Source organism: Caballeronia jiangsuensis (assembly GCF_046030135.1).
In the GTDB taxonomy this organism is placed as follows: domain Bacteria; phylum Pseudomonadota; class Gammaproteobacteria; order Burkholderiales; family Burkholderiaceae; genus Caballeronia; species Caballeronia jiangsuensis.
In genome coordinates this window covers 1-12,283 of the sequence record NZ_JAQQDB010000042.1, presented here as the reverse complement: position 1 = coordinate 12,283, position 12,283 = coordinate 1, and the positions used below count along the sequence as shown (strand labels likewise).

Genomic DNA, 12,283 nt, shown 5'->3' with positions numbered 1-12,283 from the left:
TTTTGATTTTAGCAGGGCGGGGGGAGAGGGCGCGCGAGGCAGAGGTGGAAGGCTGGATTCGAGGCGTGTTTTTGCTGCTTGTGTGCAACTACAAAATACATCAAAAAAGTTGCATTTTTCGCTTAGCAAAGTACAACATTGGCGTCGTATATTTCGCTTTCAGCTTCTTTGGAGAGCTCAACACCATGCTGTCTTATCCAGTCAATCTGGAGCTCGATACAAACAACAGCTATCTCGTCACGTTTCCAGATATTCCGGAAGCCCTTTCAGCGGGAGAGGACGAAGGCGAGGCGCTCTTGAACGCGCTCGATGCGCTCGAAACCGTCATCGAAGCCTACTTCGACGAAAAGCGCGAAGTGCCGATGCCGTCGAAGCCAAAGAAAGGCCAACCCGTCGTTACGTTACCGGCGCTGGTCGTTTCGAAGGTGCTGCTTCAGAACGAAATGCTCCGCCAGGGCGTGCGCAAGTCCGAACTTGCACGGCGGCTCAACGTCCACATGCCGCAGGTCGACCGCCTTCTCGACCCGCGTCATTCGTCGAAGCTTGAAGCGATCGAAGCCGCGTTTCTTTCATTGGGCAAGCGCCTGAAAATCTCGCTGGCGCGATCCGGATCGCCTCGATCGCGATTCACGCGCCCAAAAAAAACCGGGGTCCAATCGGGCCCCGGAGCAACAACGACAAGAGGAGAATGGCAGGTGATGGCATCGCCATCCACCTACCGTAAAGACAGACAGCGGCACTGCGTCCAAGTTTCAAATTTTTTTCAGACGACTGAACGCCGTGAACTCCGCGCTCTGATCGCCGCCTTCGCGACGGCGCATTCTCCTTTCAAATCAATTGCTTTACTGCACCTGACCCGGCTGCGCGGTGGCGCGCAGATAGATTTCCACGCGACGATTCTGCGCGCGGCCCGCTTCCGTCGAGTTGTCCGCGATCGGCTGATTCTGGCCCATGCCCGACGCCGCCAGACGCTGCGCCGGAACGCCGTGCGTCGCGATGTACGACGCCACGCTCTGCGCGCGGTTCTGCGACAGCGTCTGGTTGTAAGCCGCCTGGCCGGTGTTGTCAGTATGGCCGACGACGCTCGCGATCAGCTCCGGATGCTGCTGCATCGTTTGCGTGACGGAGTTCAGCACCGGATCGAACGACGGCTTGATCGCGTAGCTGTTCGTATCGAACGAAATCGAATTGGGGATGTTCACCTTGAGCGAGCCGTCCTGCTGCTCGGTCACTTGCGTGCCCGTGCCCTTCGAGTCGCCCGAAATCTTGTTCTTGATCGACTGCCAGTTGTAGCCGGTGATGCCGCCCACCGCCGCGCCCGTGGCCGCGCCGATCGCCGCGCCCTTGCCGCCGCCGAAAATCGCGCCGATGCCTGCGCCGGTCGCGGCGCCAACGCCCGTGCCGACCGCCGTGTTGGTGCCTTGCTGCGATGCGCAGCCTGCGACGAGCGCGCCTGCCACCGCGAACACGGACAGACGGGTGAAGAATTTGGTGTTCATATTAATCTCCTTGAATCGACAAGCGTTTCGGCGCAAGAAGCGCCGACAGTGCGAAAGGGTCTTCGGACGAGCCTCCGGGCGAGCCTCTACAATAATGAGAAAGGCGCCCGGCTGCCCGATGCGATGCGTCCCCGGAAAGATTTTGCAGCGGGATAGTGCAGTGCCCGCGCGTCACGCGCAACGGCGCTAACAAATACTTTCAATTTCTTCAGTTTGTTGTTGCGCGTCGCAGCGCTTTAGCAACAAGCGTTCCATGGAGTTTCGATGAGCATTGACCGCGCGAAGATCGACACCGCACTCGCCACACTGACCGATCCCAATACCAACCGCAAGTTCGTCGATACGAAGAGCATTCGCAATGTATCCGTCGATGGCGCGAACGTCGCGGTGAGCGTCGTGCTCGGCTATCCGGCGAAGACGCAGTTCGGCCCGATCCGCGAGCAGGTGCAGGACGCGCTGCGTCAGGTGCCCGGCGTCGCGAACGTGACCGTGGACGTGTCGTCGCAGGTTGTCGCGCACGCGGTGCAGCGCGGCGTGAAGCTGCTGCCGAACGTCAAGAACATCATCGCGGTGGCGTCGGGCAAGGGCGGCGTCGGCAAGAGCACGACGGCCGCGAATCTCGCGCTCGCGCTCGCGGCGGAGGGCGCATCGGTCGGCATGCTCGACGCGGATATCTACGGCCCTTCGCTGCCGATGATGCTCGGCATCACCGGCCGGCCCGAATCGCCCGACAACCAGACGATGAACCCGCTCGAAGGCCACGGCATCCAGGCGAATTCGATCGGCTTTCTGATCGAGCAGGACAACCCGATGGTGTGGCGCGGCCCGATGGTGACGTCGGCGCTCGAGCAGTTGCTGCGTCAGACCAACTGGAAGGACCTCGACTACCTCGTCGTCGACATGCCGCCGGGCACGGGCGATATCCAGCTCACGCTGTCGCAGAAGGTGCCGGTGACCGGCGCGGTGATCGTCACGACGCCGCAGGACATCGCGCTGCTCGACGCGAAGAAGGGCTTGAAGATGTTCGAGAAGGTCGGCATTCCGATTCTCGGCATCGTCGAGAATATGAGCACACATATCTGCTCGAATTGCGGCCACGAGGAGCATATCTTCGGGGCGGGCGGCGGCGAGCGCATGGCGAAGGAATATGGTGTCGAGATTCTTGGGTCTTTGCCGCTCGATATCTCCATTCGCGAGCGCACCGACGCGGGCCAGCCGACCGTCGTGTCGCAGCCGGAGAGCCATATCGCCGAGACGTATCGCGCGATTGCGCGGCGCGTCGCGATCTCGATCGCCGAGCGTCAGCGCGACATGACCTCGAAGTTCCCGAGCATCGTCGTGCAGAACACCTGATTTCGAGCATCCGATCGAATCTCCGCGAGCCTTGTGCAATGCGGCTCGCGGTATCATGTCGCCTTCGATGCGCGGCAGCGTGGACGCACTGGGCGTCGGCGGGCCGCCGAGAGGATCGCATGGGACACAGATTCGACGGGAGGGCGCTTCACGCCTTGATCGCGACGGCCGCTTGCAGCGTCATGCTGAGCGGTTGCGGCCTCATCTTCCAGAATCATGAAAAGCGCGCGGACGCGGTCCTGCAACCGACGCCCGGCAACGCGACGCGCGGCACCGTCACGCTGATCGAGCGCGCGGACGGCGTGCAGGTTTCCTACAACCTGACGGACATGCCGCCGAACAGCGACCACGCGCTGACCGTGCACGAACGCGGCGACTGCATCGCCGTCAACGAGCAGGATGCGAGCCCGGTGTTCGCGCTGCCTTCGGAGCGCAGACGGGCGACGTCGCGTGTCGAAGGCGAACTCGGCAATATCCACGCGGACGCGACCGGCGCGGCGACGGGCTTCATCGTCGCGACCGAGGTGTCGCTCGACGGCGTGCGCTCGGTCATCTCGCGCGCCATCATGCTGCATCGGGAAGCCGTGGATCCTTACGCGAGCGCGCCGCACAACGTGGGTCCGGCGCTCGCTTGCGGCGTGATTCGCCGCTAGATGCCGCGTCTTTCGCGCCGCGCCCGACGCGCTCGCCCGATCGCGTAAAATACGCGCTTTCGTCTGGCCCGCGCGGCGAGCATCGCCGCCGGAGACCTTGCCCCGTTTCACCGCAGGCGGCGGTCGCGAGACCCGAGCCGTTCACCGTTGAGTAGTGTTCCCTATGAGCATCAAGTCCGACAAGTGGATTCGCCGCATGGCCGAAGAGCACCGAATGATCGAGCCGTTCGTGCGCGATCAGGTGCGCGTGACCGAGGACGGCCGCAAGATCGTGAGCTACGGCACGTCGAGCTACGGCTACGACATCCGCGTCGCCGATGAATTCAAGATCTTCACGAACATCAATTCCACGATCGTCGATCCGAAGAATTTCGACGAGAAATCGTTCGTCGATTTCAAGGGCGATGTCTGCATCATTCCGCCGAATTCTTTCGCGCTCGCCCGCACGGTCGAATATTTCCGCATTCCGCGCTCGTGCCTGACCGTGTGTCTCGGCAAATCGACCTATGCGCGCTGCGGGATCATCGTCAACGTGACGCCGTTCGAGCCGGAATGGGAGGGCTACGTGACGCTCGAATTCTCGAATACGACACCTTTGCCTGCCAAAATCTACGCAAACGAGGGCGTCGCCCAAGTCCTGTTCTTCGAAAGCGATGAAATGTGCGAGACGTCGTACGCGGATCGCGGCGGGAAGTATCAAGGGCAGCACGGCGTGACGCTGCCGAAAACCTGATCATCGCCGCGCTTTCAGAAACGCACACGGCAAACGCTTGTCGAAAGACCGCTGGCTTCGAGATCGCTTCTCGGGCAGCGGTCGTTCCATTTGGAGAATCGCCTCATGAAGTTCCGCTTTCCCGTCGTCATCATCGACGAAGACTTTCGCTCCGAGAACATCTCAGGTTCCGGCATTCGGGCGCTCGCCGAGGCGATCGAGAAAGAAGGCGTCGAAGTCCTCGGCCTGACGAGCTATGGCGATCTCGCCGCGTTCGCGCAGCAGTCGAGCCGCGCGTCGTGCTTCATCCTGTCGATCGATGACGACGAGCTGCTGCCTTACGCCGACAATGTCGTCGTGGAAGGCGACACGCCGGAGCTGGCGTCGGCGATCGTCGCGCTGCGTGCGTTCATCAACGCCGTGCGCCGCCGCAACGCGGACATTCCCATCTTCCTGTACGGCGAAACGCGCACCTCGCGCCACTTGCCGAACGACATCCTGCGCGAGCTGCACGGCTTCATTCACATGTTCGAGGACACGCCGGAGTTCGTCGCGCGGCATGTGATCCGCGAGGCGAAGGTATATCTCGATGCGCTCGCGCCGCCGTTCTTCAAGGAACTGGTGCAGTACGCGGACGAGGGCTCCTATTCGTGGCATTGCCCGGGGCATTCGGGCGGCGTCGCGTTCCTGAAGAATCCGCTGGGGCAGATGTTTCACCAGTTCTTCGGCGAGAACATGCTGCGCGCGGACGTCTGCAACGCGGTCGAGGAACTCGGCCAGCTGCTAGATCACACCGGGCCGGTCGCGGCGTCGGAGCGCAACGCGGCGCGCATCTTCGGCGCGGATCATCTCTTTTTCGTGACCAATGGCACGTCGACATCGAACAAGATCGTGTGGCACGCGACCGTCGCGCCGGGCGATATCGTGCTGGTGGACCGCAACTGCCACAAGTCGATCCTGCACGCCATTACGATGACCGGCGCGATCCCCGTGTTCCTCACGCCGACGCGCAACAACTTCGGCATCATCGGGCCGATTCCGCGCGACGAGTTCAAGCCGGAGAACATCCGCAAGAAGATCGAGGCGAATCCGTTCGCGCGCGAGGCGCTCGCGAAGAATCCGAAGGTGAAGCCGCGCATCCTGACGATCACGCAGAGCACGTATGACGGCGTGATCTACAACGTCGAGATGATCAAGGACCTGCTCGGCGACATGCTCGACACGCTGCATTTCGACGAAGCCTGGCTGCCGCACGCCGAGTTTCACTCGTTCTATCAGGACATGCACGCGATCGGCGCGGGCCGTCCGCGCACGGGCGCGCTCGTGTTCGCGACGCACTCCACGCACAAGCTGCTCGCCGGCATTTCGCAGGCGTCGCAGATTCTCGTGCAGGACAGCGAGAACAGCGCGTTCGACCGGCATCGTTTCAACGAGGCGTATCTGATGCACACGTCGACGTCGCCGCAATACGCGATCATCGCGTCGTGCGACGTCGCGGCGGCGATGATGGAAGCGCCGGGCGGCGAGGCGCTCGTGGAGGAATCGATCGCCGAGGCGCTCGACTTCCGCCGCGCGATGCGCAAGGTCGATGCCGAGTACGGCGACGACTGGTTCTTCAAGGTATGGGGCCCGGACGCGCTGGCGGAAGAGGGCATCGGCGACCGCGAGGACTGGATGCTGAAGCCGAACGACCGCTGGCACGGCTTCGGCGCGCTCGCCGAAAACTTCAACATGCTCGACCCGATCAAGGCGACGATCATCACGCCGGGGCTCGACGTGGACGGCGAATTCGGCGAGTCCGGCATTCCGGCCGCGATCGTGACGAAATATCTGGCGGAGCACGGCATCATCGTGGAGAAGACCGGGCTGTACTCGTTCTTCATCATGTTCACGATCGGCATCACGAAGGGCCGCTGGAACTCGATGGTCACCGAGCTTCAGCAGTTCAAGGACGACTACGACAACAACCAGCCGCTGTGGCGCGTGCTGCCGGAATTCGTCGCGCAGCATCCGTCGTACGAGCGCATCGGTCTGCGGGATCTGTGCGGGCAGATCCACAGCGTCTATCGCGCGAACAACATTGCCCGTCTGACGACGGAGATGTATCTGTCGAGCATGGAGCCGGCGATGAAACCGTCCGAAGCGTTTGCGAAACTCGCGCACCGCGAAATCGACCGCGTGCCGATCGACGAACTCGAAGGCCGCGTCACGTCGATCCTGCTCACGCCGTATCCGCCGGGCATTCCGTTGCTGATTCCGGGCGAGCGTTTCAATCGCACGATCGTCGATTATCTGCGTTTCGCACGCGAGTTCAACGAGCGCTTTCCGGGTTTCCACACGGATATCCACGGGCTCGTCGGCGAGATGATCAATGGGCGTATCGAGTATTTCGTCGATTGCGTGCGCAATTGATGCTTGCCTGATCCGCTGCTGCAAAAACAAACGGCCCTGCAAAGGGCCGTTTGTCATTTCAGGAACGCCGATCGTTCAGATCAGGCCTTCCGCCTTCATCGCCGCGTGCACGCCCGGACGCGCGCCGACGCGCTCCTGATACGCGACGAGCGCCGGCCACTTGCCGAGGTCGAGATCGATGTACTTCGCCCAGCCGAGCACGGTGAAGAGATAAGCATCGCCGATGCTGAATTCGTTGCCGAGCAGGAACTGCTTGTCGTCGATTTGCTGCGCGACGTAGGCGAGACGGCGTTCGAGATTGGCCATCGCGGCTGCTTTCGAGTCGCTGCTCGCGGCCGGATTGAAGAACGGCGAGAAGTTCTTGTGCACTTCGGTGCCGATGAACGTCAGCCAGCTTTGCAGGCGATAACGCGCCATGCCGTCGTTGAGCGGCGCGAGATGCTTGGCCGGCACCTGGTCGGCGATGTACTGCATGATCGCGGGGCCTTCGGTCAGCAGTTCGCCGTTGTCGAGCAGGAGCGCAGGCACGTAGCCCTTCGCGTTGATCTTGTTGAAATCCGCGCCGCTCGCGGTGAGCTTGGTCTTGAGGTCGACGGCTTCGATTTCGTAAGCCAGTCCGGATTCTTCGAGAGCGATATGCGATGCGAGGGAACAGGCGCCTGCTTTGTAGAACAGTTTCAAAACAATTTCTCCAGGGTGAGTCGGCACGATTATGAATGAAGTCGTTTGGCCGTGGCTGACAGGATTGTGAAATTGTCTGTGTCGTGAGTGGAGATAAATCCTTGCAATAAATCGGATTCTTCGTGCGTTTATTCTGGATTGCCAAGTATAGAGTTGAGATTCAACGCGCCAAACCAACGACTCGTTAATCGATCACGAACTTTCGCGGCAAGGTCGGGCCACCAGCCGGCGGCATCGCAAACCCGGCATCCGCGGCCATGTCGTGCAGCGCGATCTCGATGCTCTCGCACATCGCGTTCAGCGCGAGGTCGTTTTCTTCGAGGCCAAACGGATCTTCGATTTGCGCGGCGATCGCTTCCAGCGCCATGAACGCATACGCCACCAGCAGCGCGAACAGCGGCGTGAGCACGCCGGCGCCATCGACGAGCCCGAACGGCAGCATCACGCAGAAGAGGTAGATCGTGCGATGGATCATCACCGAGTACGAAAACGGCAGCGGCGTGGTCGCGATGCGCTCGCATCCGCCGATCACATCGGAAAGCGCGTTCAGATTGTGCTGAATCGCGAGCATCGCATAGCCGTCGAGCGTGCCTTCGCGCCTGCGCTCGGCGACCCATTCGCCGAGCCAGAGCAGAATCAGCGCGGGCCGGTACTTCGCGGCCGCGACGCGCGCGTGCAAATCGGAAGGCAATCGCGGAGCCAGGTCGGAGAGCGCATCGGTGCCGCGCAACTGATGCCGAAGCGCGTGCGCCAGTGCGCCGAGCGCCGCGAGGAAACGGCGCGACTGAGCACGGTCCCGCGGCTCCGGCAGCGATAAAACCTGCTGCGCCAGCGCGCGCGACGTGTTGAGCAACGTCCCCCACAATTTGCGGCCTTCCCACCAGCGCTCGTAACTGGCGCCATTGCGAAACCCGAGAAACACGGCAAGCGCGATACCCACGAGTGCGAACGGCGGCGTGCCGAGGCCGATCGGATAATGGCGCATGTGGTCGTGCATGAAAATCGCCGCCACCGACAGCGCGAAGATCAATCCGAGGCGCGGCAGCAGTTGCGGCAGCACGGAGCCGTGCCACACGAACAGCAGCCGAAACCAGTTGAGCTTGGGGCGGATGATCATGACGGATCGTTTCGATGAGCGCGAGTGAGCAACATCCGATTATCCCGAAAATACCGGCTGTCGCGCAGAGACATGACGACGCGTCCGGCAACGAAAAAGGCCGTCCTTGCGAACGGCCTTCGATGTCACGAGGCAAACGTGGCGGGCGCCGCGATCAAAGCGATTCGCGCGCCGCCTTTGCCGCCGCGCGCACCTGATCCGGCGCGGTGCCGCCGGGGTGATTGCGGCTCGCGACCGAGCCCTCGAGCGTCAGATATTCGAACACGTCCTCGCCGATCAGATGTGCGACGTTCGGCAGTTCGCGGCGCATCTCGTCGAGCGACAAATCGGCGATATCGCACTCGCGATCCACGCAAATGCGCACCGCATGCGCGACCGCCTCGTGCGCGTCGCGGAAGGGCAGGCCGCGCTTCACGAGATAGTCCGCGAGATCGGTGGCGGTCGAGAAGCCTTGCAGCGCCGCCGCGCGCATCGCTTGCGGCTTGACCGTGATGCCCGCCGCCATTTCCGCGAAGATGCGCAGCGTGTCCGCGACCGTATCGACGGTATCGAACAGCGGTTCCTTGTCTTCCTGATTGTCCTTGTTGTACGCGAGCGGCTGGCCTTTCATCAGCGTGAGCAGCGCCATGAGATGGCCGTTCACGCGTCCGGTCTTGCCGCGCGCCAGTTCGGGCACGTCGGGGTTCTTCTTCTGCGGCATGATCGACGAACCCGTGCAGAAGCGGTCCGCCAGATCGATGAAGCCGACGCGCGGGCTCATCCACAGCACGAGTTCTTCGGAGAAGCGCGACACGTGCGTCATGACGAGCGCGGCCGCCGCCGTGAATTCGATCGCGAAATCGCGGTCGGACACGGCATCGAGCGAGTTCGCGCAGATGCCGTCGAAACCGAGCGTCTTCGCGACCGCGTGACGATCGATCGGATAGCTCGTGCCGGCGAGCGCCGCCGCGCCCAGCGGCAGACGGTTCACGCGACGGCGCAGATCGCGCATGCGCTCGGCGTCGCGCGAAAACATCTCGACGTACGCGAGAAGGTGATGACCGAACGTCACCGGCTGCGCCACCTGCAGGTGCGTGAAGCCCGGCATGATGGTGTCGGCATGTTTCTCGGCCATGTCGATGAGCGCGAGACGCAGATCCGTAAGCAGGCCGCCGATACGGTCGATCTCGCCGCGCAGCCACAGGCGGATATCGGTGGCGACCTGATCGTTGCGCGAGCGGCCGGTGTGCAGGCGCTTGCCGGCATCGCCGATCAGGGCCGTCAGCCGCGCTTCGATGTTCAGGTGCACGTCTTCCAGATCCAGCTTCCACTCGAACTCGCCGCGCTCGATTTCGCCCTTGATCTGCGCCATGCCGCGCTCGATGGCGGCGAGATCGTCGGCGCCGATGATCTTCTGCGCCGCGAGCATCGACGCGTGCGCGAGCGAGCCCTGAATGTCGACGAGCGCGAGCCGGTTGTCGAAGAACACCGACGACGTATAGCGCTTGACGAGCTCCGACATCGGCTCGGAGAAGCGAGCCGACCAGGCTTCGCCTTTTTTGTGGAGTTGGGACGTCATGGTGATTTTCTCAGCGGAGGGTTTGGCTTCGATTCGACTTCGGGAAGACGAAAATTTTAACATTCGGCACTATTCGGACCCGACGAGGATCACGAGCTTCAAATCCTCCCGATGCGCCGGCTTGAACGTGATCTGGTTGAACACGAGAGGCCCGCGCGACGGATGATTGAACGCGCGCTCGCCGCCTTCGCGCTCGAACACGTCCTGCGACGCCCAGAATCGCGCGAAGGCGGCGCTCGCGGCGCTCAGATCGTCGATGAGCGTGCGGGTCGGTGCGTCGTTCAAATGGCGGATCGAATCGGCGCGGAATTCGGCGGCGAGACGGCGCGCGCGCGTTTCCCAATCGACGATCAACGCGCGCGCCGCCGGCGATGTGAACGTGTAGGTCAGCAGGTTGCGGTCATGCTCCCCATCCAGCCAGCCGACGAATAACGCCGAGGCATGCTCGTTCCAGCGCAGCGCGTTCCACTGACGGTCGAGCACGTAGGCCGGTGCGCCGATCAGCGCGACTGTCTGCAGCAGCGCGGCGGGCGCATCCTGACTGGCGGGATCGGGCTCGGCGGGATCGCGCTGGGCGGCGAGCTCGAACAGATACGCGCGTTCGGCGCGCGACAACTGCAACGCGACGGCAATGCGCGCGAGCGCATCGGCGGAAGCGGACACGGGACGGCCCTGCTCGATCCACGTGTACCAGGTCGGGCTCACGCCGCACAGTTGCGCGACTTCCTCGCGGCGCAGGCCGGGCGTGCGGCGGCGCGGACCGGCCGCGAGACCGACGGCCTGCGGCGAGAGCCGTTCGCGATGCGCGCGGATGAATTCGCCGAGCGCATGGGCGGGCGTATCGGCGAGGGGTTCGGTTTTGTCGGTGTGATTCATTCAAACGTCGACAGGTGGTTTCTATACCAGAATATCTGCACAACTTGTACTGGTACAACGTGGGCTCTATTGTAGCGGGCAGACCTTCCCCACATCGAACCGGAGAGCGCGATGAAACACCACGACCAGGTCGCAGACGCATTCGGCAGCACTGCCGCCGCCTATCTCACGAGCGCCGTCCACGCGAGCGGCGCCGATCTTCAGAGCCTCGCGGCGACTTTCGCGGCCACATGCGGCAATGCGATCGTGCTGGACATGGGCTGCGGCGCGGGTCACGCGAGCTTCGCGATTGCGCCGCATGTGCGGGAGGTCGTCGCGTACGACATCGCGCCGCAGATGCTCGCGACGGTCGATGCCGCCGCGAAGGAGCGCGGCCTGACGACGATCCGGACGCAGCAGGGCGCTGCTGAAACGCTGCCGTTCGCGGACGGCACGTTCAACTGGGCCGTGAGCCGTATGAGCGCGCATCACTGGCGCGACGTGCCGGCCGCGTTGAGGGAAGCGCATCGCGTGCTGAAGCCGGGCGGACGGCTCAGGTTCATCGATATCGCGGGTATCGACGATCCGCTCTACGACACGCATATTCAGGCGATCGAACTTCTGCGCGATGCGTCGCACATCCGCGACTATCGCGCCGATGAGTGGATCGCGATGCTCGATGAAGCCGGTTTTGACGCGCAGGTGACCGAGCGGTGGCGCATTCCGCTGGAATTCGAGTCGTGGGTGACGCGGATGCACACGCCGGCCGAGCGTGTGGTGGCGATCAGAGCGATGTGGACCAGTGCGCCCGATGAAGTGCGCCAGTACTTCGGGGTGAAGGACGATTGCTCGTTCGAGCTGGATGCGGTGATGATCGAGGGGAATCGGAGGGGGTGATGGGTGTTGGACTTCGCCGGATCCCGATTTCGCGGTGGTCTATTAGCACTGCCCCTCCCCGGGGCGGGGGTCACTTTCTTTGCTGCTGCAAAGAAAGTAACCAAAGAAAGCAGCTCGTCGAGGCCCGCGGTCACACGCAGTTTGGCCATGCTTGCCAGCCGCGCGTGGCCCTCGCCTAAGTGTCGCCCTCGAAGGACTGACCGGGCTTGGATCGCGCACGGTCTGACACATCGCACTACAGAACAAACTGGTTCAGCACCAAATAGCTCCAGCCCGCTTCGCGGCCGATGGGTCAATCGGGTTTGCGCGTGCTTCTTCGAAGGTTTCCCTTGCATCCCCAACGGCAGCGCGTAGCGCTGTGCCGAAGCTCTTTGGTGCTGAACCAGCGCGCTAAAAACAACTAGCTTGTCAGACCGTGCGCGAGCCAAGCCCGATTGGGCCTTCGAGGGCGACACTTAGGCGAGGGCCACTTCCGGCTGGCAAGCGTGGCTAACGTGCGTGTGACCGCGGGCGGTGAGAAGCTGCTTTCTTTGGTTACTTTCTTTG

10 protein-coding genes and 1 pseudogene are annotated in these 12,283 nt (G+C 62.7%); 6 read left to right on the top strand and 5 right to left on the bottom strand.

Going from position 1 to position 12,283, the window contains the following annotated elements:
• Positions 1-185: 185 nt before the first annotated feature.
• Positions 186-416 (top strand): annotated as a pseudogene (locus PQR08_RS31375) (type II toxin-antitoxin system HicB family antitoxin); the annotation flags it as partial.
• Positions 417-842: 426 nt separating this feature from the next.
• Here PQR08_RS31375 and PQR08_RS31370 read toward each other — a convergent pair.
• Positions 843-1,499 carry a YiaD family glycine zipper/OmpA-like lipoprotein gene (locus PQR08_RS31370; protein ID WP_035508304.1) on the bottom strand — a complete coding sequence of 219 codons (657 nt, stop codon included), beginning with the start codon at positions 1,497-1,499 and terminating at the stop codon, positions 843-845.
• Positions 1,500-1,763: 264 nt separating this feature from the next.
• On the opposite strand from PQR08_RS31370, the gene apbC reads away from it, so the two are divergent.
• The 4 genes from apbC to PQR08_RS31350 all read left to right on the top strand — a co-directional run bounded on the left by apbC (position 1,764) and on the right by PQR08_RS31350 (position 6,629).
• Complete coding sequence (gene apbC, locus PQR08_RS31365; RefSeq protein WP_408163528.1) at positions 1,764-2,852, top strand: iron-sulfur cluster carrier protein ApbC; 1,089 nt, start codon at positions 1,764-1,766, stop codon at positions 2,850-2,852.
• A 119-nt stretch (positions 2,853-2,971) separates the two neighbouring features.
• Positions 2,972-3,505 carry a superoxide dismutase family protein gene (locus PQR08_RS31360; RefSeq protein WP_187607265.1) on the top strand — a complete coding sequence of 178 codons (534 nt, stop codon included), beginning with the start codon at positions 2,972-2,974 and terminating at the stop codon, positions 3,503-3,505.
• A 163-nt stretch (positions 3,506-3,668) separates the two neighbouring features.
• A complete protein-coding gene (gene dcd, locus PQR08_RS31355) occupies positions 3,669-4,238 on the top strand; it encodes a dCTP deaminase (RefSeq protein ID WP_035508313.1) in 570 nt (189 codons plus the stop codon).
• Positions 4,239-4,343: 105 nt separating this feature from the next.
• Complete coding sequence (locus tag PQR08_RS31350) at positions 4,344-6,629, top strand: arginine/lysine/ornithine decarboxylase (protein ID WP_035508355.1); 2,286 nt, start codon at positions 4,344-4,346, stop codon at positions 6,627-6,629.
• Between the two features lie 75 nt (positions 6,630-6,704).
• Here PQR08_RS31350 and gstA read toward each other — a convergent pair whose 3' ends face one another.
• From gstA to PQR08_RS31330, 4 genes are all read right to left on the bottom strand, one after another.
• Positions 6,705-7,310, bottom strand: coding sequence for a glutathione transferase GstA (gene gstA, locus PQR08_RS31345; protein WP_250483200.1), 606 nt, complete (start codon positions 7,308-7,310; stop codon positions 6,705-6,707).
• Between the two features lie 184 nt (positions 7,311-7,494).
• Positions 7,495-8,427: a bestrophin family protein gene (locus PQR08_RS31340; RefSeq protein ID WP_408163525.1), complete on the bottom strand. Its 933-nt coding sequence runs from the start codon at positions 8,425-8,427 to the stop codon at positions 7,495-7,497.
• 154 nt (positions 8,428-8,581) lie between these two features.
• The gene (gene argH / locus PQR08_RS31335) at positions 8,582-9,985 is read right to left on the bottom strand and encodes an argininosuccinate lyase (RefSeq protein ID WP_408163523.1); all 1,404 of its coding nucleotides are present in this window, start codon (positions 9,983-9,985) and stop codon (positions 8,582-8,584) included.
• Between the two features lie 69 nt (positions 9,986-10,054).
• Positions 10,055-10,861 (bottom strand): helix-turn-helix transcriptional regulator, encoded by an 807-nt coding sequence (locus PQR08_RS31330; RefSeq protein WP_408163521.1) that lies wholly within the window; start codon positions 10,859-10,861, stop codon positions 10,055-10,057.
• A gap of 111 nt (positions 10,862-10,972) precedes the next feature.
• Here PQR08_RS31330 and PQR08_RS31325 point away from each other — a divergent pair, with 111 nt between their 5' ends.
• A complete protein-coding gene (locus PQR08_RS31325; protein WP_408163519.1) occupies positions 10,973-11,737 on the top strand; it encodes a class I SAM-dependent methyltransferase in 765 nt (254 codons plus the stop codon).
• The last annotated feature ends 546 nt before the right edge of the window (positions 11,738-12,283 follow it).